General features: G+C 44.5%; 22 protein-coding genes and 1 other RNA gene. 18 read left to right on the forward strand and 5 right to left on the reverse strand.

Annotation, left to right across the window (positions count from 1 at the left end; translation table 11 throughout):
- Window positions 1-81: 81 nt before the first annotated feature.
- Window positions 82-264, forward strand: a complete 183-nt coding sequence (locus L7D49_RS07060) for a hypothetical protein (RefSeq protein ID WP_238080144.1) — start codon at window positions 82-84, stop codon at window positions 262-264.
- A 300-nt stretch (window positions 265-564) separates the two neighbouring features.
- Here the strand turns inward: L7D49_RS07060 and L7D49_RS07065 are convergent, their stop codons facing one another.
- Window positions 565-3,276: a penicillin-binding protein 1A gene (locus L7D49_RS07065; protein ID WP_238080145.1), complete on the reverse strand. Its 2,712-nt coding sequence runs from the start codon at window positions 3,274-3,276 to the stop codon at window positions 565-567.
- Window positions 3,273-3,911 carry a Holliday junction resolvase RecU gene (gene recU, locus L7D49_RS07070; RefSeq protein WP_238080146.1) on the reverse strand — a complete coding sequence of 213 codons (639 nt, stop codon included), beginning with the start codon at window positions 3,909-3,911 and terminating at the stop codon, window positions 3,273-3,275. The genes L7D49_RS07065 and recU overlap by 4 nt, the downstream gene beginning before the upstream one ends.
- A 172-nt stretch (window positions 3,912-4,083) precedes the next feature.
- Between recU and L7D49_RS07075 the strand changes: the two genes are divergently transcribed.
- The 9 genes from L7D49_RS07075 to L7D49_RS07115 all read left to right on the forward strand — a co-directional run bounded on the left by L7D49_RS07075 (window position 4,084) and on the right by L7D49_RS07115 (window position 14,353).
- On the forward strand, window positions 4,084-4,455 hold the full coding sequence (locus tag L7D49_RS07075) for a YppE family protein (protein ID WP_238080147.1): 372 nt from the start codon (window positions 4,084-4,086) through the stop codon (window positions 4,453-4,455).
- Window positions 4,452-6,755 carry a DEAD/DEAH box helicase gene (locus L7D49_RS07080; protein WP_238080148.1) on the forward strand — a complete coding sequence of 768 codons (2,304 nt, stop codon included), beginning with the start codon at window positions 4,452-4,454 and terminating at the stop codon, window positions 6,753-6,755. The genes L7D49_RS07075 and L7D49_RS07080 overlap by 4 nt, the downstream gene beginning before the upstream one ends.
- A 38-nt stretch (window positions 6,756-6,793) precedes the next feature.
- Complete coding sequence (locus L7D49_RS07085) at window positions 6,794-7,366, forward strand: hypothetical protein (RefSeq protein WP_238080149.1); 573 nt, start codon at window positions 6,794-6,796, stop codon at window positions 7,364-7,366.
- A 323-nt stretch (window positions 7,367-7,689) separates the two neighbouring features.
- Window positions 7,690-8,511: a lipid II flippase Amj family protein gene (locus tag L7D49_RS07090; RefSeq protein WP_418895859.1), complete on the forward strand. Its 822-nt coding sequence runs from the start codon at window positions 7,690-7,692 to the stop codon at window positions 8,509-8,511.
- Window positions 8,512-8,928: 417 nt separating this feature from the next.
- The gene (locus tag L7D49_RS07095) at window positions 8,929-10,194 is read left to right on the forward strand and encodes a ribonuclease H-like domain-containing protein (RefSeq protein ID WP_238080150.1); all 1,266 of its coding nucleotides are present in this window, start codon (window positions 8,929-8,931) and stop codon (window positions 10,192-10,194) included.
- A gap of 99 nt (window positions 10,195-10,293) precedes the next feature.
- The gene (gpsB, locus tag L7D49_RS07100; RefSeq protein ID WP_207961772.1) at window positions 10,294-10,590 is read left to right on the forward strand and encodes a cell division regulator GpsB; all 297 of its coding nucleotides are present in this window, start codon (window positions 10,294-10,296) and stop codon (window positions 10,588-10,590) included.
- Window positions 10,591-10,650: 60 nt separating this feature from the next.
- Window positions 10,651-11,032, forward strand: an RNA gene (gene rnpB, locus L7D49_RS07105) — RNase P RNA component class B.
- Between the two features lie 219 nt (window positions 11,033-11,251).
- Window positions 11,252-12,379, forward strand: coding sequence for a THUMP domain-containing class I SAM-dependent RNA methyltransferase (locus tag L7D49_RS07110; RefSeq protein ID WP_238080151.1), 1,128 nt, complete (start codon window positions 11,252-11,254; stop codon window positions 12,377-12,379).
- Window positions 12,380-12,442: 63 nt separating this feature from the next.
- Window positions 12,443-14,353: an ATP-dependent DNA helicase gene (locus tag L7D49_RS07115; RefSeq protein WP_238080152.1), complete on the forward strand. Its 1,911-nt coding sequence runs from the start codon at window positions 12,443-12,445 to the stop codon at window positions 14,351-14,353.
- Window positions 14,354-14,403: 50 nt separating this feature from the next.
- Here the strand turns inward: L7D49_RS07115 and L7D49_RS07120 are convergent, their stop codons facing one another.
- The gene (locus L7D49_RS07120; protein WP_238080153.1) at window positions 14,404-14,859 is read right to left on the reverse strand and encodes a chemotaxis protein CheX; all 456 of its coding nucleotides are present in this window, start codon (window positions 14,857-14,859) and stop codon (window positions 14,404-14,406) included.
- A 214-nt stretch (window positions 14,860-15,073) separates the two neighbouring features.
- Between L7D49_RS07120 and L7D49_RS07125 the strand changes: the two genes are divergently transcribed.
- Genes L7D49_RS07125 through L7D49_RS07135 form a run of 3 tightly spaced genes read left to right on the forward strand, consistent with a single transcriptional unit; the run spans window position 15,074 to window position 20,079 of the window.
- Entirely contained in the window at window positions 15,074-18,655 is a 3,582-nt protein-coding gene (locus L7D49_RS07125; protein ID WP_238080154.1) for a dynamin family protein, read from the forward strand.
- Between the two features lie 14 nt (window positions 18,656-18,669).
- The gene (locus tag L7D49_RS07130) at window positions 18,670-19,491 is read left to right on the forward strand and encodes a sulfurtransferase (protein ID WP_238080155.1); all 822 of its coding nucleotides are present in this window, start codon (window positions 18,670-18,672) and stop codon (window positions 19,489-19,491) included.
- 3 nt (window positions 19,492-19,494) lie between these two features.
- Window positions 19,495-20,079, forward strand: coding sequence for a metallophosphoesterase family protein (locus L7D49_RS07135; RefSeq protein WP_238080156.1), 585 nt, complete (start codon window positions 19,495-19,497; stop codon window positions 20,077-20,079).
- Between the two features lie 73 nt (window positions 20,080-20,152).
- On the opposite strand, the gene L7D49_RS07140 is transcribed toward L7D49_RS07135, so the two are convergent.
- Window positions 20,153-20,536: a reverse transcriptase-like protein gene (locus L7D49_RS07140; RefSeq protein WP_238080157.1), complete on the reverse strand. Its 384-nt coding sequence runs from the start codon at window positions 20,534-20,536 to the stop codon at window positions 20,153-20,155.
- A gap of 130 nt (window positions 20,537-20,666) precedes the next feature.
- Between L7D49_RS07140 and L7D49_RS07145 the strand changes: the two genes are divergently transcribed.
- Window positions 20,667-20,855 carry a zinc-finger domain-containing protein gene (locus L7D49_RS07145; protein WP_238080158.1) on the forward strand — a complete coding sequence of 63 codons (189 nt, stop codon included), beginning with the start codon at window positions 20,667-20,669 and terminating at the stop codon, window positions 20,853-20,855.
- 35 nt (window positions 20,856-20,890) lie between these two features.
- Here the strand turns inward: L7D49_RS07145 and L7D49_RS07150 are convergent, their stop codons facing one another.
- Window positions 20,891-21,097 (reverse strand): cold-shock protein, encoded by a 207-nt coding sequence (locus tag L7D49_RS07150; RefSeq protein ID WP_238080159.1) that lies wholly within the window; start codon window positions 21,095-21,097, stop codon window positions 20,891-20,893.
- A 230-nt stretch (window positions 21,098-21,327) separates the two neighbouring features.
- Here L7D49_RS07150 and L7D49_RS07155 point away from each other — a divergent pair, with 230 nt between their 5' ends.
- From L7D49_RS07155 to L7D49_RS07170, 4 genes are all read left to right on the forward strand, one after another.
- Window positions 21,328-21,531 carry a hypothetical protein gene (locus L7D49_RS07155; protein ID WP_238080160.1) on the forward strand — a complete coding sequence of 68 codons (204 nt, stop codon included), beginning with the start codon at window positions 21,328-21,330 and terminating at the stop codon, window positions 21,529-21,531.
- 366 nt (window positions 21,532-21,897) lie between these two features.
- Window positions 21,898-22,494, forward strand: a complete 597-nt coding sequence (locus L7D49_RS07160) for a hypothetical protein (protein ID WP_238080161.1) — start codon at window positions 21,898-21,900, stop codon at window positions 22,492-22,494.
- 83 nt (window positions 22,495-22,577) lie between these two features.
- Window positions 22,578-23,534, forward strand: coding sequence for a tetratricopeptide repeat protein (locus L7D49_RS07165; protein WP_238080162.1), 957 nt, complete (start codon window positions 22,578-22,580; stop codon window positions 23,532-23,534).
- Between the two features lie 40 nt (window positions 23,535-23,574).
- Entirely contained in the window at window positions 23,575-23,970 is a 396-nt protein-coding gene (locus L7D49_RS07170; RefSeq protein ID WP_238080163.1) for a hypothetical protein, read from the forward strand.
- The last annotated feature ends 32 nt before the right edge of the window (window positions 23,971-24,002 follow it).

Here is a 24,002-nt window from a genome sequence, read left to right on the forward strand (position 1 = left end):
GCAGGAAGAAACGAGAGGTTACAGGAATAAATGAGCGGTTGGCTGGTTATACGAGCGGTTAGCGAATGGATATGAGAGGTTGTGGAAATATACGAGCGGTTCGCCGCGATATACGAGCGGTTGACAGGGGTGCTTCTGGTTGGAAGAAGACAGGGGAGATCAGGGGCATGGTTGATTACAGGAAAAGAGGTTGATCGGATAAACGAGCGGTTTACAAGCAGATACGAGCGGTTAGCAGGAAGAAACGAGAGGTTACAGGAATAAATGAGCGGTTGGCTGGTTATACGAGCGGTTAGCGAATGGATATGAGAGGTTGTGGAAATATATGAGCGGTTAACCGGGATATACGAGCGGTTCCCGTCAATATGAAACTCGGTGAAATTGCGAGTGGCCAGAAGAGGCCGATTGAAGAAATACACAAGCGGTCAAATAAGATAACCAGGACAAATTAAAGTACAAAAAAATCAGGTGGAGAAAAACAATTCGTTTTTCTCCGCCTGATGTGATTTGACTTGGTTGATTAACTAGAAAATGATCTATCTAGCGAGAACCCCAGTTAAGGGATCATTCACCGCTATCCGTTCCATCCTCGGTACCTGGATTCCCTCCAGTTTCGTCAGTGCCTCCTGTATTCGAGTCGCTGCCGCCTTGATTGCCACCGGGATTTACATTCCCTCCGGTGTTGGATCCGGAATTTCCGCCGCCACCGGTATTGCCGTTTGTGCCGCCGTTATTTCCGGAGTTTCCGTTATTGCCGTTGTTGCCATTATTTCCGTTGTTCCAATTATTGTCGCTTCCGTTGTTTTCTCCTTCACCATTTCCTTGGTTGTCGGAGCCGTCTTGATTTTCATTGTAGTTTTCATCAGGGTTTTCGGTATTATCTTCTACTTGCTCTTGAATAAAGAGGGAAGTGGAAGCTGGATCACTTACTAGTTCACCCGCGATCGCCACTACAGAAAATTCATACGTTCTTCCAGCCTCTACACCCGTTAATGTGATAGAGTGATCCGATATCGTTTTCAATTCCTCCGCTTGGCTTCCATCTACGGAAACAGATACTTTAAATTGAACAGGCACATCGAGCAGCTCTGGGTCTGGCGGATTATGTGACCAGCTGAGAGCGATGGAATTGGAATTTGCATCATAATCTGCAGTCAACCCGTTTGGCGTTTCGAGTTCAGTCACTTGTTCTTCCACGACTTCTGTCGGCTTCGTGCCTTTGACGAACAGTTCCCGACTCGTCAAACTACTTGGCGTAGAAGCGGCTGCAAGCACAATCGGATTGGAGCCTTTGACAATGGTTGCTTCCTCAACAGAATTCGGCTGTTTGAAACGTGCTGTCTCTTTGCCGGATGACAATTCACCCATAACTGTACGGAAAAGATTTTGCGGTACATATCGCCCTTTATCGTACGTCTTGATCGGTGTATTGTAATTTTTGTAACCGCCCCAAACGGCGATCGTATAATTTGTCGTATAACCTGCAAACCAGGAATCAGGAACGTCTGTATTCTTCAGGTTATGCTTATTTTTCGTATCAGACGAATAGTTGGTTGTACCGGATTTACCCGCGATATCGAGTCCGCTGACATTTGCAGTTTTACCTGTACCTTGAGTAAGAACATCCCGCAACATATCCGTTACCATGTAAGCAGTCGAATCTTTCATTGCATTGACCGGATCCGGTGTCATGTTACGTTCTGTCTTGCCGTCACGCATAATGATTTTCTTCACGGCATGTGGTTTTGTATAAATCCCGCCATTGCCGAACGCTGAATAAGCACCTGCAATTTGAACTGTTGAAAAATCATATTCTCCGCCGCCGATTGAATGAGCGGAATTCAATTTTTCATAAGGGAGACCCAGCTTGCGGGCGAAATCTCCACTCTTTTGTGTTCCGACTTCTTCAAAGATTTTAACGGCCGGTATGTTCCGGGAGCGATAGAGCGCTTCGCGGATGGTAATCGGTCCCGCGTATTTTCCGTCCACATTTCGGATCTGTTTGTTAGTTCCTTTGTATGTGTACGGTTCGTCAACAACGATTGTACCCGTCGACCAGCTGAAGTTTTCGATAGCCGGGCCATAGGACAAAATCGGTTTGATAACGGATCCTGGTTGTCTCGGATTATCAGAAGTTGCAAAGTTCATATTTCGTCCAGAATAATTACGACCGCCGCCAACAGCAACAATTGCGCCTGTCTTTGTATCCAATACTGTCATGGCCGCCTGCATCTCTTCCGATTCATAAATGCTGTTGTTATTGATCGCATTTTCTACCGTTTCTTGCGCTTTCGGATCGAGAGCAGTCTGGATTTTAACGCCTTCGGAGAGCAGGCTCATCATGCCGGCAGATTCCAACTCATCTAAAACTAGATCGACGTAAGCCGGATACTTTGATTCGGCATAATCCTGGCGCTGGTCATCCGGCAAAAGGTTCGCAGTGACAGGAACCGCTTTTGCCGCTTCCATTTCTTCTTTTGTAATCTTTTTGTGCTTATACATAAGATGAAGCACGGTGTTGCGCCGTTTTTCCGCACGCTCTGGATTTTTGAGCGGGTTGTACCCATTTGGAGATTGCGGCATACCGGCTAGCAAGGCCATATCCGAGAGCTCTAATTCATTGAGATCTTTGCCGTAGAAATATTCGGCTGCTGTACCGATCCCATAAATACGGCCGGACATCAGGATTTTATTGAAATACATTTCAAAGATTTCTTCCTTGGAATATTCACGTTCTAATTTAAATGCGAGCCATGCTTCCTGCGCTTTCCGTTTTAATGTCTTTTCATCGGAAAGGAAAGAGTTTTTAATGACTTGCTGGGTTAAAGTGGAGGCGCCTTGTGATCCAAACCCGCCTCTGAAGTTAGCAAGAATCGCTCCGCCCAGCCGGTAAAAATCCATTCCGTGATGTTTGAAGAACCGGACATCTTCTGTTGCAAGAATGGCATCCCGCAGCTCAGCCGGAATTTCGTCGTAAGGAACAAATTCCCTCTTTTCCGCCCCAAACTTCAGAAAGACATTTCCGTCTTTATCAAGCAGTTCAGACGTCAAAGGATCCTTTAATAGAGCCTCATCGAGTTCCGGGGCAGTGCTTGCATAGTACGCGAACAACACAGCGCCTCCAAGGAACATGGCAAGCCCTACTGCGATCACAGCCAGAAAGATCTTTTTAATAATATGTTTTGGTCCTTTCGAAGGACCTTTTTTTCTGCCTTTTCTTTTTTCAGCAGATTGCTGCTGTCGTCGAGCAGATCTTGAATTCACATTCTCACTCATTCTATTTCCTGCCTTTCAGTTGCTTCCTTTTGAAGTCGATTTAACCACAGACGGACAGCTTGCAAATAATCAAGCCTAGGATTAAAACCTGCTTGAATTTCTATGGATATCTCTTCCATTTCTCCAAGCGTTATAGATTTTCTTCCGCCTGCTATCTTCCTTTCCCATTTTTCTACGAAATACTCATAGGGGACGACAAAATATCGATCAAGTGAGCTGAAATGAATGAGCAAAAAGGCAATTCCGCCTTGTTCATGCACTCTTTTCATATGTTCAACTTGATGTTCATGGATATTTTGCAGCGGGAAGGAAGTCAAACTCTTTGTTTCCTTCGCTTCGAAATCGATATGTTTTCCGTTCCAAACACCATTGTAATCGGTAGTGGATGGAGTACGAAAATAGGCTTCCGTAATAACAGCTGCGCTTCTCGCAGGATAGTTCACGTTGACGACTTGGATGGGCACCGGTTTTTTATGGATGACAGCAATGCCGTGGCTTACATAATATTCATTTGTCTCATTCAACTCATCCTCCAGCGTTTTACCGCGGTTCCCGAAAGAATGATTCACTTTCCGTGGTCCATTTGATTGGCTGGAAGGCGTATATTTTCTTCCATTCGGATAGCGTATTGTCAAACTTACCACCTCGCATTTCCTATCATACCACAATGATTGGACGGTTTTGTCGTTGAAAAGTTGCTGTTAAGTTCTAACTGTCGTGGAAAAAAGAATATGTGTTCGTTAGGAGTGGTGAATCGAACATGTTTTTGATAGACTGGAAGAAAAGGCTCAGATAGGATGAAAGCACATGACAAGTATCAAATCAAGGACTGAACAGCTCCTCACCGTATGTGAAGAATGTTTGGAGCGGCATGCCGAAATGAGAAGGCTGGACCTGGAGCCAGATTTTTTTAATGAAGTTAAACCTTATGCGGACAAGCAATTTGAGTTGCTTGATACGTGGAAAGAAGAAATTTTATCGTGGATTCGGCGAGATAGACCGAAATATATTCATTTGCAGCAAATCATTGCACTTGATGATATGATGAGGCAATTTATTGTCCAATCGTTTTATCAGAAGACAGGGAAAAAGCGTTTCGTCCAATCCATTCAATCGGCTCGTTATACATTGCAGACCGTAATGAATGCATTAGAAGAACGAGAGGAAGACCCATCATGAGGACGGAGAACAAGACAATTGCAAATGTTATAGAAGAGTTGAGGAAAGATCCGTCTTTCGGTGAAAATATCATTCATTACCGGAAGATTGAAGGGAAAGATGCCACGTATGCTGAATTTCCGGCGGATCTGCATCCTTCCATCGTAAAGGCGCTCGAAACAAGAGGCATTCGCAAATTATACAGCCATCAGAGGGAGGCGTTCGATATTGCTGCTGGCGGCCGCTCGATCACTGCCGTCACGCCGACCGCTTCGGGCAAATCATTATGTTATCACTTGCCTGTGCTCCAAAGCATTTTGGAAGATGAAGCATCACGGGCGCTTTACCTGTTCCCGACAAAAGCGCTGGCACAAGACCAATTAGCAGAATTGCACTCTTTAATTGAAGCGAGCGGCGAAACGATTTTAAGTTACACGTTTGACGGCGACACAGCGCCCGGTCTACGGACCAAGGTACGTAAGTCCGGCCATATCGTCTTGACCAATCCGGACATGCTGCATTCCGGCATTCTTCCTCATCATACGAAGTGGGTTTCCCTCTTTGAAAACTTAAAGTATATCATTATCGATGAATTGCACACATATAAAGGAGTGTTCGGCAGCCATGTGGCACATGTACTCCGCAGATTAAAACGGATATGCAACTATTATGGAGCGGACCCTGTTTTCATTTGCACTTCTGCAACGATTGCGAACCCGAAGGAACTGGCAGAAACATTGACAAACACCGAGATGAAACTCATTGGGAACAACGGTGCGCCTTCCGGGACGAAGCATTTTGTTTTTTATAACCCGCCTGTCATCCATCCGACGTTCGGGATTCGGAGAAGCGCCGTTTTGGAAGTGAGGGATTTGGGTGCCTTTTTATACAGAGAAGGAATCCAAACAATCATTTTCGCTAAAAGCAGGGTGCGTGTCGAAATGCTCGTCACCTATATGAAGGAATTAACAAAGAAAAAGCTGTTTGACGAAACAGTGATGGGCTACCGGGGCGGTTATTTGCCGTCCGAAAGGCGAAAAATTGAAAAAGGGCTGCGCAACGGGGATATCCGGACAGTCGTCAGCACGAATGCGTTGGAGCTCGGTATTAATATCGGCCAATTGCAGGCTTGTATCATGACCGGTTATCCGGGAAATATTGCGAGTGCTTTCCAGCAAGCAGGAAGGGCGGGGAGAAGGCAGGACGATGCGTTGATCCTTTATGTAGCGCAATCAATAGCGCTCGATCAGTACATCATTGATCACCCGGACTATCTCCTCGGTCAGACGCCGGAGGAGGCGCTCATCCATCCGGACAATATGCTCATCCTAATCGATCACTTGAAATGCGCCTCTTTTGAGCTTCCGTTCTCTTTGACGGAAACGTATGGAGAATTCGAAGTGCAGGACTTGCTCGCGTTTTTGGAGAGCGAAGGAATTCTTGTCCGGACGTCAGACAAGTGGCACTGGATGACCGACCGTTTTCCTGCCAGTGAAATCAGTCTCCGGTCTGCTTCCCAGGAAAATGTCGTCATCATTGATAAGACTGTGCCGAAAGGGACCAAAGTAATTGGAGAAATGGACCGCTATAGCGCCATGACATTGCTTCATGAGGAAGCGATTTATATTCACCAGGGGACCCAGTATCAAGTAGAGAAACTGGATTGGGAGGAAAAAAAGGCTTACGTGACTGAAGTAGATGTCGATTATTTTACGGATGCGAATTTGGCGGTCGAATTAAAAGTGATGAATGAGGATAAAACCGAAGCGGCCGGTGAACTGGTGACTTCATACGGGGATATCGCCGTGCTTGCGATACCGACCATTTTCAAGAAGATTCGTTTTGACACCCACGACAACATCGGTTCCGGTCCCATCTCATTGCCGGCGGAGGAACTACACACTTCATCTACATGGCTTTCGTTTGACGCACCGGAAGGATGGAAAGAATCCGATTTGACAGATGCCATGACGGGCGCTGCCCAAGCGATTCATTCTTTTATCCCGATTTTCGTCAGATGCGACCGAACGGACATTCATGTCGTCCCGCAAGTGAAAGCGACGCATACAGGAAAACCAACGTTTTTCATTTACGACAGCTATCCTGGTGGCATCGGACTGAGTGAAAAGCTCTATGATCGATGGGACGAGTTGCTGGATTTAGCTGCAAATCATGTCTCGTCTTGCCGTTGCGAAGCAGGGTGTCCGATTTGTATCGGAGCACAGGAGGCCGGTGTGAAATCAGGGAAGAGGCGTGTCGTTGGTTTGCTCGAGGAGCTGGCGCGTAAAGAGGAAGGGAAAAGTGGATTACGGCAGCATTGAGCAACTGGACAGCCATGTTCAGGGAATGGGGGATGTAGTTGAAGCAAATGATTATCACTATAGTATTTATGATGTTCTTCATCCCGTATGTTTACCTTTATCTTCGGCAGATCATTAAAATGAACCAAACGGCCGTTTTTCCTGTCACGGAAGAAGATGTTAAGGCTATTCGGAGACAACCGAAAGCTCCCATCGGTTTGATGGGCATCTCTCATCAAAAAATAGGTCTGTATTTAAATGGTAGTCTTATTGCTCTTGCTTTCCTATTAGAGATTTCCAAAAAACTTGGATATTTTATAGATTGGACTTCCCTCAGCTTTATTCTTCCTGGGCTGATTAACTATAACCAAACGTGGAACGTGTTTGCCATCATGGATGATGGGGTGTTATGTGGTGGTCGATTTGTTCCGTGGAAGAGGATGCAATCATATGAATTTGAGCCGATCAACAAGGATCATCGTTATTATGGATATGTTTCTGAAGTAAACAGCGGCTATGAGCTGGAAATTAAAACAAAGTTGACTTATGTCAATTGTATTGTGACTTCGGAAGAAGCTAAAGAAAAGTTATCAGCTCTATTGGATGCTCATTTAGTAAGCAAAAATAATTAATTCACTTAAAGAGTTTAATAAGAGGAAATCATGTTCACAAGACAAACATGATTTCCTCTTTTGTTGTATTTAAGCAATAACCTACTTTATTCCCGTTAAGATCGTATGGGGGAGTTGTCACTAGGCAAAATACTGGGCAAGGGCAGTTTTGCTTCGTTAGAAAGGTATTGGACAATGACGTAGAAGAGTTTCTCATATTGCCTACTATATAAGTACACTAATGCCGAAATAAAATTAGTCTTACATAACAGATGGAAACAATTTCTAAATAGTATCGTTCTATCTAATAGTGGGAGATCCAATCAAATAATAGGAAGCAGGTCATGTCCTTGGAATTTATTTCTTCACAATTACTCGTGATTGCATTATTTATCTTAATCATTCATTCAATTGAAACCTTAGCCTATTCCGTCCGTTTATCGGGAGCAAGAGTGAAACTGTTAGCCTCTGCACTTTCCTTATTTAATGTGATGATAATGGTATCCAGGCTGGCGAATATGATGCAGCAACCTTTTACAGGCAGCTTGATTGATAAGGCCCCGAAGGAAAATGCCCTAGAATTTGTTGAAAGTCAATACCGGCTGCTAATTGGTTCTGCCACCGTTGGCACGGTCATTGGTTTACTTTTGCTACCGACATTCATCGCTGTTTTTTCGAGAGCCATTATTCATTTAGCTGAAGAACGAGGTTCGATTCCAGCTTTGTTAAAAAAGGGATTTACATTTTCGTATATCAATCGTGCAAAAAAGCATATTCATTTCCCCAGGTTAGCTTATTTGAAAGATATGAGTTGGCGAGATATACCTATTCAATTATTTTGCGTTAATGTCTTGATCACGGCCATTTATACAATTGGTGTTTTGTCCGCCCTCTATGCAGCATTGCTGGCACCTGAACGGGCAACAACTGCTGTGATGGCATCTGGTTTAATTAATGGGATTGCTACCATCTTACTTATCGTGTTTATAGATCCGAAAATATCAATCCTGGCCGATGATGTCATCAATAAAAAAGGGAACTATGTTACTTTGAAAAGTGCCTCCGTTATGATGGTGACATCAAGATTGGCAGGAACCCTTTTAGCGCAAGTCTTATTCATACCGGGGGCAAAGTATATTGCCTGGTTTACGCAGTTTCTGATGTAGATTAAGAGTTATTGCATAGATTCTTCAACTACGAAATTAATTGGGTCTACAAAGTAAAACTCACCTTCATCACTGCAATAAGGAAGTAGGCACATTGAACATAAATGAGAATCATCTTAGCCGTTAGTGCTTGAAAAGATCCAAACAGTCTTTCCCCATAACTAACCTCACGAATAGAACCCATTAAAAACGATTCAATCTGCTCCTCTGATTTCAGTTTCGAATCAATACAAACAACCTGTCATTCCAATAGATTTGTCTCCAACATCCCTCTACTTTATAATAAATGATAATGTCCAATGCAATTTGGGCATTTATTAGAGGTGGTACTATTAAAATTCTACAAACTTTCATACGATATAGAGTTCCTTATGATCCTGGCTTTCAGATGGATGGCGCAGTTAGGGGGGAGATTTCATGTCATACGAACAAAAGTTGATGCAGATGAAGAAGCTGTTGAAAAAAAATGAGGTGGTTAAGGAGGAAGCACCCGCCAAGCCAATGCGGATCGTGCCCCCAGCCCCTGCATATGAAGATCAATGGCTGTCAGCAGGACTTGAAAAAGAACAAAATGACTTTGGAATCGTCTATAAACGTGTCGTCACATATGGAGCGCATCATTTGCATGGCAGTTACAAGCTTTCTGATTTGAGGCAGACGATGGCGCAATGGGGTACAGAGACCGCAAATCATCCGCTTTGTCCGGACCCTTCGAAACCGATTGTCTTTTTTGATACGGAAACGACGGGGTTGAAAGGGGCAGGAACGCTCATTTTCCTTCTTGGCTTTATGGAGGAGGCGGGGGACGGGTTCCGTTTGACGCAGTACGTGCTGCCGGGACCCGATCATGAAGCGGCCTTCCTTTACGCTTCCGGTCTTTGGGACAGAAAGCTTTCACTCGTTATGTATAACGGGAAGAGCTTCGACATGCCTCAAGTCGAGACGAGATGGACGATGAACCGGACTCATCTTCCGCCTCTTGTAAAGCACGATGCCATCGACCTTTTGCACGGATCGAGACGAATTTGGAAAGATGAGCTGGATTCCTTTAAGCTGACGGCGATAGAACAGTCGCAGCTCGGTTTTTTCCGGAAAGGGGACATTCCGGGCCATATGGCGCCGATCATTTATCAAGATGCGGTGAAAAGCGGCAATGCCGAGTTGTTGATGAAAATTCTTGCCCATAATGAATGGGATATTCTCTCGCTCGTCACGCTGTATATCCGCTCGACGGATCTCTTGCTTCAAGATTCACTATCCGAGAGCGCTATTTCTGCAACGAATATCGGGAAATGGTATGCCGATCTGAAGTCGTTCAGCAGAAGCAGGGATTTTCTTGAGCGAGTTGTGGCTGAGCATGGACTGCGCCATCCGCTAGCCCATTACCATTTCGGCTTTGCATTAAAAAGGGACGGCCACTTCGAAGATGCAGTGAAAGCATTTGAAGTCGCTGCGGAACATTTGCGAGGGCGGGAGCGAATTATTGCACTCGGCGAAATGGCGAAATTATTTGAACATCAAATACGAGATTTTGAGAGAGCACTGGCAAGTACAGAACGGGCTCAGCTATTATTAAATAAAGATCCGGAGCTCAGCAGGCGCTTTCGTGAACGCATGAAAGAGGATTTTGGGAAAAGGGAAATAAGATTGCTCGGGAAAATATTTCCCGGGCAAGCGCAGTAACCGACAAAATACGGACAACCATTACTTCTTCTTAGGACATGGATGTACAAATTATGCTATAATGTCCGTACGTAATCATGAATGGAAGGGCGTCGTCGCATGGAAATAAAATTGGATTCCAAAACGATTCTTGAAAAAGAATTCAAAACAGGAATGCGTGGTTATAATCAGGAAGAGGTCGATCTGTTCCTGGATCAAGTCATACAAGACTATGAAGCATTCAAGAAAACAATTTCCGAATTGCGTGTGGAAAATGAAAGATTAAAAGAGGAACTGGCATCGCAGCAAAAACGGCCTGCCACACAAAACACGGGTACGACAAATTTCGATATCCTGAAGCGGATTTCCAATTTGGAAAAGCATGTGTTTGGCAGCAAATTGTATGATCATGAGTAATCCCAGACAATGACATTGAAAAATAATGAGAAATGAAGTATACTAACGATACCATATGAAGAATTCAGGTAATCGCTGCAACATTTGTTGTAGAGGAAAGTCCATGCTCGCACGGTTCTGAGATGACCGTAGTGTTCGTGCTCGGCGAAAAAATAAGCCGGGGCAGCGTTTTTACGCTGACGGCGGGAAGAAATCCTAAGTTCCCTTTGGGAATATGGATGACATTTCCTGAAAAGTGCCACAGTGACGTAGCCGGCTTGGAAACAAGCCGGGTGGAACGAGGTAAACCCCGCGAGTGAGAAACCCAAATTATGGTAGGGGCGCTCTTCGAAAGGAATTGAACGGACGAAGGGACAGACCAGGTCTGTAGATAGATGATTACCACCCTAAGTACGAGGCGAGAGCCGTTTGAGTACACGGGAACAAAACATGGCTTATCGGATATTCTATGGGATTAGTTGTATACTCAATGCCCTCCTGTACTGGAGGGCATTTTCATTTTTCATGAAATGTTTCGGCCATATGCCAGCATTCAGTTTTTTATTCAGGTGAATGAAATCGTTGGCAATACATAATCACGGACATGCTATAATAGATAATTGGCGTAACGTGTATAATAATGACGAAGACGCTTTTGCGTCGGGAATGGAGCTGAACATGAATGAGTTTATATAATCTTGTCGCCACTTCTGCAATGGGACTTGAATCCATTGTTGCGGATGAAGTGAAGGCACTTGGATATGATACAAAAACGGAAAATGGAAAAATTTATTTTTCGGGTGACGCGACAGCGATCGCCAAGACCAATATGTGGCTTCGGGTAGCGGACCGCGTCCGTGTTATTGCCGGAGAGTTTACAGCCACAACGTTTGACGAGCTTTTTGAGAAGACGAAGTCAATTGCGTGGGAACAGTTCCTGCCGGTGGATGCTGCGTTTCCTGTTGCAGGGAAATCAGTAAAATCGACGCTGTATAGTGTGCCGGACTGCCAAGCGATTGTGAAAAAAGCAGTGGTGGAACGGTTGAAAACGGCTTATAAGCGTATCGGTTTTCTAGATGAATCGGGTCCGCTTTTCAAATTGGAAGTTTCCATTTTAAAGGATAAGGTGACGATCACCATCGACTCGAGCGGGGCAGGTCTTCATAAACGGGGTTATCGTGTTGGACAAGGGGAAGCTCCACTGAAAGAAACAATGGCTGCTGCGCTCGTTAAACTAACACGCTGGAATCCAGATCGTCCGTTTGTCGATCCATTTTGCGGTTCTGGGACTATCGCTATTGAAGCTGCAATGATTGGGCAGCAAATTGCTCCTGGATATAACCGAGAATTCAGCAGTGAACAATGGCCATGGATTGATTCAGCCATTTGGGACCGCATCAAGGAAGAAGCCGAAGACTTAGCCAAGTATGACCAGCCTTTATCCATAACTGGCTCAGACGTTGATCCGAAGATGGTCAAAATCGCAAAGCAAAATGCGATGGAAGCTGGATTTATGGACATTATCGAGTGGAAACACCGAGACGTAAAAGACTTGGAAGTTGAAGGATTGAATGGTGTTCTTGTGGGGAACCCTCCATATGGAGAGCGACTTGGCGAAATTGAGGAAGCGGAAGAATTGGCTCGCGTTGTCGGTCATTTAATGGAACGGTATCCGTCCTGGTCGGTCTATATGCTGTCATCACTCGAAAACTTCGAGGAGATGTATGGCAAGAAGGCGACGAAAAAACGGAAACTGTTTAACGGATTTATCCGTACTGATTTTTATCAATTTTGGGGTCAGCGCCAATAATGAAACATGTCTGGAAGGGGCCGTGCCTCTTCCTTTTCCTTGTACACGGAAAGGGGAAATCGAATGAACCGGAAAATACCGTTTTCATTAACAAAAGATAAATCTTTTTATGAATCACTGAATGACTGGATGGGCGACGTCCTGTACGACGAATTGACGGAAAAAGGTTTCGAATGCCGGGACGAACAAATTTTCATGGCATTTCAGATCGAGCAGGCATTAAAAGCGAAAAAAGTGCTTCTTGCTGAAGCGGGCGTCGGAACAGGAAAGACGATTGCCTATTTGCTACCGGCTCTTGCCTATGCCCGCTATACAGGAAAGCCGGCGCTCATTTCCTGTGCGGATGAAACATTGATCGACCAGCTCGTCAAAGAAGAAGGGGATATTCGCAAGATCAGCGATGCCCTGCAGGTGGAAATTGATGTCCGCCTCGCTAAAGCCCGGGATCAATATTTATGTTTGAAACGACTGGATGAAACCGTGAATACGTCTCTCGAAGATTATCCGGACGAAGTGGATGAAAGCTTGCCTTCCTTTGTTAGAGGCAATGCCTCCTTACAATCGGTTCATCCATATGGGGAACGTTCTTCATTTCCAGAGCTGGATGATGCGCAATGGAGCACGATCAATTTCCATCCGACTCAGCAATGCGAAGCGTGTGATATGCGGAATCGCTGCGGACAGATCATCCATCGGAACCATTACCGGGAAGCTACGGATCTGATCATTTGCTCGCATGACTTTTTCATGGAGCATATTTGGACGAAAGAGTCCCGAAAGCGACAAGGCCAGCTGCCGTTGCTTCCTGAAGTCTCTATGGTTGTGTTTGACGAGGGCCATCTATTGGAATATTCCGCACAGCGAGCTCTCACATACGAAGTACAAAAAAGTACGTTGCTTTCCTTGCTGGAACGGATTATGGTTGATGGCATTCGGGAGGAGACGCTCCAGTTGATGGAGAGGCTCTTTTCCACCCATGAGGAATTCTTTGACCTTCTGGAGCAGCATGCTTCATATGAAGGAGAACGAAAAAAGATCATCAAATCGAATCGTTTGCTGCAATCCGGCAAAGAGGCCATTGCCATTTCCAACAGCTTGCTGGAGGAATTCGTTTTTGAAGGTGAACTCTATGTTATCCCTGAATATGACCTGAAAATGGTAGAGGAATATTTGGAGCAATACATCTACTCGATGGGCTTGTTCCTTGAAGAGAGCGACGCGGTCGATTGGATGGAAGAGCGCAATGGTGAACCGACGCTTGTCATCATGCCGCGGCTTGTTACAGATATCTTGAGAGAGAACCTGTTCAGCTCACCGATGCCGATGGTCTTCTCCTCGGCAACCTTATCGGTCGGCCAGGACTTTACGTATTTATTGGATAGCTTAGGGATCGAGGATTTTCTATCGTTCTCTGTAGAATCTCCATTTGATTATGAGGAATCTATGAAAATTGAGGCCACGGAATTGTCTGCAAAGGACAAAGCAGAAACAGCCATGAAGATCCTCGACGATGAAGAACAAACCCTCATATTATTTAAATCGGAGCAATCAATGCTTCGGTTCAGGGAACAGCTGCCGGCATCCTATCGCGAATTCATCGAATTTGAAGGAGATCGTGAGCTGTCGGCTATGGTCCAAGACTTCCAGCAAAAACGGGCCCGTGTCCTTTGTTCCTATCATCTGTGGGAAGGTCTTGATATTCCTGGTGATGCGTTGACACGCGTCATTATTTATGATTTGCCTTTTCCTCCATCTGATCCGTTGTTTGATGCAAGGAGGCAGCACGCGGAAGATCCATTCAAAGAGGTCGACCTGCCTTTCATGTTACTCCGCTTGCGGCAAGGAGCCGGCCGGTTAATTCGTACCTCTGAAGATTACGGTACCGTTCATGTATTCATGGAGACGGAAGAAAAGCCGTTGCTGGAGGAAATCAGTAAAGTGTTCCCCGTTCAAGTTGAATTGGCTGTTAGATAAAAAAATGCTGTCCTGACTATCAAAGATACTTGATAGCAGGGCAGCATTTTTTATTCATTATCCACTGTCAAAATTACGTTGAGCGTGGTTTCGTCTTCAAATCGGACGGGCAGTTTGAAGGCGTGTTTGAACCCATAGAATTTTGTTTCCCCACGCATGACAGTCGGGGTGGAGATATCGATGATATAATCATCCTTTTCTAATGCCGTGCACAAGTTGCCGGCGATCATGTTGCCCAGTTCTCCCGTGAAGGATTCGATCATTTCCCCTTCGATGATCATGCCGAACATCGAGAGGCCGATTGAGCCGATCACATCAGATGTGGTGTCAATAATTAAACGTCCTTTGACTGCTCCAACGAGACCGATCAACACGCTTAGTTCTTTCTGTTCATAGGGCTGAACGGTCATCGCTGGAGCCAGTACATCAAATTTCATCGGCAAAACGGTTGTTAAAGATGAAATGGTTCCATTCAGGATCTTTTGTATATCACTTGCTGTATCCATATAAATTCCTACCTCTCACTACGGTGTATGTATAGTGCAATAATACCATAACAAAACAAGATGATATAGTACATTTTTCAATATTACAGATAATTAATTTATACTTTAAAGTAGACCTGCTATTTTACCGTTTCGCCAAAGTCTTCTGAAAAATCGTCATTGGACGGAAAAATGGTATGATAGGGAGAGACTTTAAGGAAGGATCGAAAACGAAATGTCACAGATGAATAAATACATACAACAAACTGCGTTATACGGGGAAATTTTTAAAAGAGATGAAGATGAGGAGCGTTATAAAAAAGCGAAGCTCCTAGCACATAAGTTGGACAAAGGCGAATTTACAATAGGCTTTGCCGGCCACTTCTCGGCAGGCAAGTCCTCAATGATCAATGCGCTCGTAGGCAATGATTTATTGCCATCCGGACCTATACCGACAAGTGCGAATATCGTAAAAGTCAGCAAAGCGGACACTGACCATGCCATTATCCATCAGACAGATGGCAAGGCGTACTTATATGAGGGACAGCATTTTGCAGAAGCTATCAAATCATTTAGCAAAGACGGACGATCTGTCGCACAGGTTGAAATCGGGTATACCGGCTCTCAGCTGCCGGAAGGGATAACCGTCATGGATACACCGGGAGTCGATTCAACGGATGATGCACATAAGCTGTCGACCGACTCCGCATTGCATCTTGCAGACCTTGTCTTCTATACGATGGACTATAACCATGTGCAATCCGAACTGAATTTCACCTTTACAAAAGAGCTGTTGAAATACAATGAAAATATGTACTTGATCATTAATCAAATCGATAAGCATCGCGATTCGGAGCTACCTTTCGCCGCTTTCAAAAAGTCTGTAGAGGATTCCTTCGCACTATGGGGTGTGAAGCCAAAAGGGATTTTCTACACATCATTGCGTACACAAGATATGCCGGATAATGATTTTTCAAAAGTGCAGGAGATTGTTAAAGGATCCATTGAGAATCGCCAGGATCGCATGGCAGACAATGCGTCTCACGCGCTACGCAAATTAATGGATGAGCATATTCTATTTCTGAAAGAGGAAATGGAAGAGCGTAAGGAAACGTATCGAGATATCGTCCTGGATGACGAGTGGAACCAACTGGGGGAACTCGAAAAGGAAGTACGCGAACAAGAGAAGGAATTGCATCTCTTATCAGGTGATGAGTTTGCCGCCAATTTCGAACAGGAACGCAAGAAACTGCTAGAAAGTGCAGCCATCACACCGTTTGAAACGAGGGAACTGTTGAAATCCTACTTGGAATCGAAATCTTCCCGTTTTAAAGTCGGGCTTTTATTCGGCGCAAAAAAGACTGCTGAAGAGAAGGCGCGACGGAAGGAAGCATTCTTTGAAAATCTGGATACGCTCGTACAGCCTCAGATCGGGGTTCATTTGAAATCGTTAATGAAAAAATCGTTGAAAGAGACCGGGTTGCTGAATGATGAGCGTTCGATCGAAATCGATACGATGGATTTCCAGCTGCCGATTGATGAGATTGATGCACAGCTGATTGCAACGGATGTCGTAACTGGAGAAACCGTCCTCAATGTGACAGAACATTTGAAAACAGCGATCTACTCGGCATTCCGGAAGATGACAGAGAGCTGGAAAAACGAGATGGCTGCACTCGCCTCCTCAAGAGGAAACGAAAAGGCCGAATCGATGATGCATTCAATTCGCGTCTTAGATGAGAAAGTGGCAGCCATCCAGCACGTGCAAAAATTGCAGAATGCCTTAGACCGCTTGGATGATGAACTTGCTACCCCTTCAGCTGAGATGGTGAAGGCGGCAGAGGCTCTGCTAAGTCAATGGAATCAACCGGAAGAACTTCGTACAATCGACTTTACGGAAGAGGGAAAAGTAGAGGCATCGGCAGCCACTGAACAGCAGGCAGTCGATTCGCCTGCTGAAGAGCAAGTGTTGGCAGATGGCACGCAAGTAATCAGCCGTGCCCTTGAAGTCGCAAACGCTGTAGAATCCATTCCCGGATTTTCTGAAACCGTTTCGTACTTGCGCCATAAAGCGGATCGGCTGGATGGACAGGAATTCACCGTGGCATTATTCGGTGCGTTCAGTGCGGGGAAATCTTCGTTCTCGAATGCGTTGATGGGGGATTCCATTTTACCGGTGTCGCCTAACCCGACAACGGCGGCGATCAATCGAATCCGTCCAGTCTCGGCAACAAAGAAGAACCGGACGGCTGATGTCCATTTGAAATCAGTACAGGAGATGTTCGAAGACATTTCATTTTCATACCAGGCGTTGGATATGCCTGTGAAGGATTTGGATGATGCCTACGCCAAAACGTCAGATATCCTGGCGAAGGAATTGCAAGAGGAAAGTCTGCATATCCATAAGACATTCATCAAGGCCTTTGCGAAAGGCTATGAGACCTTCCGGAATTCACTCGGTACTACACTGACTGTTGAAGAAGAGGAATTCACCCGCTATGTGGCGGAGGAGGAACGCAGCTGTTTCGTCCAATCTATCGATTTTTATTATGATTGCCCGCTCACAAGGGAAGGAATCACGCTCGTTGACACGCCAGGAGCGGATTCCATTAATGCTAGACATACGGATGTGGCATTTGAATATATTCGAAATGCGGATGCCATTTTGTTCATCACGTACTATAATCACGCGTTCGCTCGGGCGGACCGTGAGTTTCTCATTCAGCTTGGCCGTGTCAAAGATGCATTTGAACTCGATAAGATGTTCTTCGTTGTCAACGCGATCGATTTGGCAGCGAATGTGGAAGAAGCAGAGGCTGTCAAAACATATGTTGCCGAGCAGCTGACGACGTTCGGCATCCGTCACCCGAGGGTGCATGGCATATCGAGCTTGCGCGCACTGGAGTCTAAACTAGCTGGACAGACGGATGAAGAGATGGCTGAATTCGAATCGAATTTCCATCATTTCCTCCAGCATGATTTGCGGGGCATTGCCATCCAAGCCTTGCAAGAGGAAACATCCAAAACGGTTCAGCGCGTTGCGAACCTGATCGAACGTGTCGAGTCCAACCGTACGCGGAAAGCGGAACGGATGCAGGAATTGGATAAGCTAGAGCAGGAAGTCCGTATCCAATTTGCGGACGGCTTCACAGAAGTGATCGAACGTGCCTCCCGCAATGAATTGAATGAACTCATCTATTATCTATTGCAACGTGTGTTTTTGCGATTTGGCGATTTCTTCAAAGAAGGGTACAGCCCATCGACTTTCGCCAAATATCCAACCGATCGCGCTTTGAAGCTCGCGCTGGATGAAACCGTTCAAATGCTCGGCTTCGATATTACGCAAGAGCTGAAAGTCACCAACTTGAGAATGTTAAACTTCTTGAAAAAGCAGCTGACGGATCGGGAACGGGTCGAAAAACGCAAGTTGACTGAAAAGGACGCAGCTCTCAGCTTGTCTCCTTATGAGTCGAGCGAAGCGGACATGCTTACTTTCACAGCTCCTTTCGAAACGTCTGAGAAATACAAAGTGGTAAACAAATACTTTAAAAACCAAAAGGCCTTCTTCGAAAAAGGCGATCGCGATAAATTGCGCGCGGCTCTTGAAGAACTGCTCAAAACCGATGCATCCGATTACTTGGGGAATGAAAAGGAAAAGTTGGATCAATGGGCAGAGCGATGGATCGAATCGGAGGCGGAAGGATTGCGTCAGCATCTATTATCCGGAAGCTTGGAACAAATCCGTTCAGAACGATCCTTGCTAGATGACACGGAACAATTGGAAGAATGGCGCGCCATCTACACGGAAATCAAATAAGGGGTGAAGTAATAATGACAGCTGTTTTTGTGACAGGCGAAAGCTTGAAAGGTCAATCTGTAAAATGGATTGATACTCGGTTTTCTTTGCAAGATCCTAAAAAAGGACGAGGGGATTACGAAGCAGGACATATTAGCGGAGCCGTCTATTGGGATTTGGAGAAGGATCTCTCCGACATGTCCAAGCCTTCAGGAAGACACCCATTGCCGGATCAACAAGACCTGACGGAGTTATTCCGCAAGTCAGGTCTTTCGCTGGACGATCAAATTGTCATTTATGATGAGGGCGGCAGCCCATTTGCATCACGAGCTTGGTGGATTCTGCAATATGCGGGCTTCACCAATGCCTCGATCTGTTTAGATGGATTTAACAAACTGAAGGAAGACGGATTCCCGATCGATCAGGAGATTCCGGAGCCAGGCCGGACAGATGTGGAGCCGATTTGGCAAGATCAATTGTATGCTTCCAAGGATTTTGTGAAAGATACAGTCACTGGAAACACTGGTTATACATTGCTAGACGCCCGTTCGGCTGAACGGTACAGAGGAGAAATGGAACCGATTGATCCTGTGGCGGGCCATATTCCAGGTGCTTTAAATTTCGATTGGGAGAAATTAAAGCAAAACGGAATGTTCAACATACATGCAGACGTGAAAGAGCAGCTCAATACAGTAGCTGAAGCTGGCCAGCCTGTCATTGCCTATTGCGGAAGCGGCGTAACGGCTGCCCCTCTGTTCGCCATGCTGAAGCATAACGGCTATACAGATGCCCGGCTTTATGTCGGCAGCTATAGTGACTGGATTACGACAGAAGAGGTAGACAAAGAGGTGAAGTAAGTTTTGCGTTATGCAATCGTAGGTGATATCCATTCCTCCACGAAAGACTTAGAAGCCGTTCTAAAACAAGTGGCAGAAGTTGCCCCCGACGCCAAATTGGTCGGTACGGGGGATTTATTTGAATGTACGATAAGCAAAAGGAATATTACCGATTTCAAATATGAAAAAATGGAAGACGTCATGCAGTTACCGGAAGGCTTCCGTGATTTGTTAACTTTTCCGTCCATTCGTGGGAACCAGGAAGAACGGATAGTGTTTATTACAAATACTGATGACCCGCTGCGCATGGAACTGGAGAAGCTGCCGGAAACGATGCAAATCGGAGAGGCGGTTGTCATTCATGGCCATCAATGGCATTACGGGGACAATCCGTGGCAGAAACTCTCGCCAACCTGGAAGCTCGTCTTTTTCGGCCATACCCATCGCTCGGAAATCTTCCGAAACGGCCATTCCGAATGCATTCGGTTTGGTGAGGAGTATGAAGTTGGAAAAGAGCGTGTCATCGTCAATGTCGGATCTGTTATTGAGAATAGGGAATGGGTTCTTTACGACGAGTATAATGCGGTGATTCGTTTCATGAAAGCATAAAAAAGAGCTGCCAGGATGGCTAAAAACCATCAGGCAGCTTTTTTGTCACATCAAAAAATTAACGGGTGGCATACTAGCGTTGGATAGCCTGCCGGGCCAGTTCATCAGCCGCCCGATTTTCACTATCTGGTATCCATTTGATGAAAAAGTAATCAAAGGAATCTGCGATTTTTAGTATTTGTGCCAAGTAGCCTTTATGCAGATCGTTTTTAACGAATTGATTTTCAACTGCTGTCACGACAATTTTGGAGTCAGAACGGGCCGAGACGATTCCGGTTGTCAGCTTGGCTGCTTCCTCCATCCCGCGGAGAAGCGCTAAAAATTCTGCTGTATGATTATTCGTCGGTTCAATCGGTTCCGAAATCTTCAGGGCATGCCCTTCTCCTTTAATAAAGATCCCAATTCCACTCATCCCGGGATTCCCGGCACTCGCTCCATCCACGTATAATTCAATCATCGGCTCACCTCTTTACAATAGTTGCAATTGCTTGTGATGCGTACTAAAATATAGGAACCCATTCGGTTTCAAGTGAATATCGTATGGGCAGGCGACAGTTTTGTTGTCGCAATAAAGCTGGAGGTTCTTTATGAATAAATTAACTGTCATGACTGAAATAAATGAAATGCTGGATACGTATTGCGAAGGCTGCTTCATCAAAAAACAACTCGTAAAAGATTGTGGAAAGACAGGTGCCCATCAATTTTGCATTCAGACCTGCACGATCGGTGAACAACTGAAGTTTCTAGGAAACGAAATGAATAAATACACAGAATAAATCCCGCTGAAAGCACCTCAGCGGGATGATTGTTTTTATTCTTCGATTTTTAAGACATTCGCCGCTTGAGGCCCTCGGTTTCCTTCAATGATCTCGAAAGAAACAGATTGTCCTTCGTCCAAGGTTTTAAAACCTTCCGCAACTATACCTGTATAGTGGACAAACACGTCTTCTCCAGAATCCGTTTCGATAAAACCATACCCTTTGTCATTGCTGAACCATTTTACTTTACCTTGGTACATGATTTTTCCTCCCTAGGCGTTTCGATGTCTTTACCATTATATACATGGATGACCTAACTATACATGATTCGACAGACAACGTCAATGAATTGTCTGACACCATTGAAAACTCTTTGGATGTCCAACCCTTTCCCATGTTATGATTAAAAATAGGTTGGCATTCATTGGAAAGACCAAATTGCCCAGAAATAATGCCGGCTTGTTAAAATCATTTGAAAAAGGGGATTTGAATGGATCGGTTAATGGGGATCTTATTAATTTGTTTAACCATGCTGACGGCTGCTATTATGTTCGGACTGGATTGGTTACTGTTAATTGTTTTCCTAATCGGCGTATTATTAGTCGTGTTCGGCGGAGAGCGAAAAGAACAAAAACAAGAGATTGTTTCGGATGAAGAGATTGAGTCTGAATTAGTGGATTCTACTAAAGACTAACACTAATACAGATTGGGTGAATAAGAGCCATTAATAAGTTAAAAAAATTACTTTATTAGTTGAAATAAATAACATTTACCGTTGATTTCCGTTCCGAGCGGACGCTTTCGGCGGGCAGGGCTTAAGCCAATCGAACAACGAAGGGTTCGATTTGCCATATTTCTGGGTTTTGCAGAAATTAAGGCAGCCTTCACTTCCTGCTCGTAACGCTACGCTTTTACTCGCAAACACCGTTCTTCGTAACATAGTTCGCTGGAGTCGCCCCTTAGCACTCCAATCAACTTAGTGAATGGGTGGAATAATCAGTTCAACTTATATAAATTGTAAATGAAGATAGTTATGGTGATTTCAATTAGGAGGAAAACGTTGCGAAAATTAATAACCGATGGCTTGTTACTGTTAATAGCCTTGCTGCTGACTGGCTGTGCAGATAACAAAGCGAGATTAACGATTACACCTTATACGATGAGTGAAAAAGAACTCGAGCTCATAAGTAAAACAGATGTGGAGAAAATTGATTTCTTTCATTTGAATGGCAGTTTGGCGAAGGATCATGATCTTCGTTTTTCAGTAGAGGTATACAAAAACGGGGAACTCGCAGGTGAATTGTTGTCAACTCACAGTGAAGCTAAAACCGAATTTGATGATACTCTACTTTCATTTGCGATTGAAAGGTTTGAGGAAGATGAACAGCGTTTCCTAAAGCTTATTGCTGGCATTCCTTCGGGCAAAGTTACAACGAATTACGATAATACGATGACAGCCACAACTTCCACTAGCCTCATAAAGGAAAAAGTGCAATTGGAATTAGGTAAGCCGGTTTATTTGTCTGCATGGGCTGGAACGACAAAAAATGAACTTGAAGTAATTGGCAGCTGGAATGGCGGTTTTCCAAAGGGTATGGAAGATAAAGAACTCGCTTTTTTATATAAAGTGGTTTGGACTGATGAAATGACTGAATAACCACAGTATCATTGCATCTGTAAAGTTAACAACATACACATCTTTTTACTGTCATGTTCATTCAAAAAGGGGAATCAGTTGGATTGGATATTTACAAGCAATTTAACCGTTTGCTGCAAGATGATAAATTAGAAGAGATTGTTGAGTTACTTTATGATTTTAAGCATTCCAGAAGATTAACGACAGATGAAATGGGCTGGGTGTATTGGAATATTTCTGACGCTTATGCTGTTCAGAGAAAACCGCAGATGGTTTATGACAATCACATTCAATTTGTCAAATGGGGGGAAGAGGCGTTATTTCCCGATCGGCTCCATTGGTTTGTTTCAGACACAACGCAAGCTTTGACTCTTTCTTTAGGAAACTATTTCGAAGAATGGTTTGATTGGTATGTATATGCCTGTCAGCATTCTACCCGAACTGCAGAAAACAGGGCAGTTCGGTTTGAGAGTCATCGGGCTGCCATTGGGTCACTATTAAAACTGAAAAAGATTACACCGATTGAAGTTCCATTCAGCCATATGGACCAATTGTTACAAGAGGATCATGACTGGGAGAATCAAACCTTTGCTACGTTCACTTATTACACTCTATTGATAGAGAAAGCTTTTTTAGTGAATGAAGAGTATCTGCTACATGATGTGTCAATCAAGATAAAAGAGCTGCTTGAAAAAGAAGTAAAGGCGGTTCTTTTAAGTTCAATGGAAAACCAAAACTACTTTGCTTTAGGAAGCTGGGGTGATTTGAATAGCTCCCGGCAGGCGAAAGACTCTATGGCTGTCCTTCTGTACAACTTGGGATGCATGTACCATACAATTGGCAAGTATGAAGAAAGCATTGAAATGTTTCGGACAGCCCTCGGTTACAACACTACGGTTACAAAATACGGTTTGGCTTTATTCCTCTCATCCATTTGGAAAGTTGGCGGAACAAGTCGAGAGGTGATTGACACATTTGATATCTATTCATCAGATGGCACTGCACTCGTTGATTTATTTCAATACGCTCCGGATTTAAGAAGCGTCGTATCTCTTTCGTAGTCGGACAGGAAAATTTAGCTGAAAGAGAGGAGACAAGAGGATGGTATTCAACCATAAAATGAAGCAATCCATAGAATCGATGCAATCCACGCTTCGTAAACTAGAAAATTCGAAGAACCAAATGATGCAAAAAGGAGCCAGCACCACGTTGGTTTCAAAAAGACTTCAAGCAATCGAAATCGGCCTTGCCTTGCTCGAGTACAGGTGGGATTCCAAGCCTTTTCAAAGTTCCCGAGAAGAAATAATGGCTGCCCGGGAAGTGTTGGATGGTTTAATGCCATCACTTGAAAACATGTATGAGAAATCAAAACCGGGCAGTCCCCAAAGAACTCTTTTAGAACGAAGAATAAGAGCAATCGAACTATCGATAGAGGTAATGAAAGTAATTCTTAATGACTCAACTATCGACAAGTTCATAGATAATACTGAAGAATAATAAAAACGGCATCTCAGAAATGAAAGGTGATA

It is taken from the genome of Sporosarcina cyprini (assembly GCF_022048975.1).
In the GTDB taxonomy this organism is placed as follows: Bacteria; Bacillota; Bacilli; order Bacillales_A; family Planococcaceae; genus Sporosarcina; species Sporosarcina cyprini.

Bases quoted from the DNA above. Each gene is read 5' to 3' on its own strand.
- L7D49_RS07065 (WP_238080145.1), bottom strand. From the start codon at position 3,276: ATGAGTGAGAATGTGAATTCAAGATCTGCTCGACGACAGCAGCAATCT.
- L7D49_RS07075 (WP_238080147.1), top strand. From the start codon at position 4,084: ATGACAAGTATCAAATCAAGGACTGAACAGCTCCTCACCGTATGTGAA.
- L7D49_RS07080 (WP_238080148.1), top strand. From the start codon at position 4,452: ATGAGGACGGAGAACAAGACAATTGCAAATGTTATAGAAGAGTTGAGG.
- L7D49_RS07090 (WP_418895859.1), top strand. From the start codon at position 7,690: ATGTCCTTGGAATTTATTTCTTCACAATTACTCGTGATTGCATTATTT.
- L7D49_RS07095 (WP_238080150.1), top strand. From the start codon at position 8,929: ATGTCATACGAACAAAAGTTGATGCAGATGAAGAAGCTGTTGAAAAAA.
- gpsB (WP_207961772.1), top strand. From the start codon at position 10,294: ATGGAAATAAAATTGGATTCCAAAACGATTCTTGAAAAAGAATTCAAA.
- L7D49_RS07110 (WP_238080151.1), top strand. From the start codon at position 11,252: ATGAGTTTATATAATCTTGTCGCCACTTCTGCAATGGGACTTGAATCC.
- L7D49_RS07115 (WP_238080152.1), top strand. From the start codon at position 12,443: ATGAACCGGAAAATACCGTTTTCATTAACAAAAGATAAATCTTTTTAT.
- L7D49_RS07120 (WP_238080153.1), bottom strand. From the start codon at position 14,859: ATGGATACAGCAAGTGATATACAAAAGATCCTGAATGGAACCATTTCA.
- L7D49_RS07125 (WP_238080154.1), top strand. From the start codon at position 15,074: ATGTCACAGATGAATAAATACATACAACAAACTGCGTTATACGGGGAA.
- L7D49_RS07130 (WP_238080155.1), top strand. From the start codon at position 18,670: ATGACAGCTGTTTTTGTGACAGGCGAAAGCTTGAAAGGTCAATCTGTA.
- L7D49_RS07140 (WP_238080157.1), bottom strand. From the start codon at position 20,536: ATGATTGAATTATACGTGGATGGAGCGAGTGCCGGGAATCCCGGGATG.
- L7D49_RS07145 (WP_238080158.1), top strand. From the start codon at position 20,667: ATGAATAAATTAACTGTCATGACTGAAATAAATGAAATGCTGGATACG.
- L7D49_RS07150 (WP_238080159.1), bottom strand. From the start codon at position 21,097: ATGTACCAAGGTAAAGTAAAATGGTTCAGCAATGACAAAGGGTATGGT.
- L7D49_RS07155 (WP_238080160.1), top strand. From the start codon at position 21,328: ATGGATCGGTTAATGGGGATCTTATTAATTTGTTTAACCATGCTGACG.
- L7D49_RS07170 (WP_238080163.1), top strand. From the start codon at position 23,575: ATGGTATTCAACCATAAAATGAAGCAATCCATAGAATCGATGCAATCC.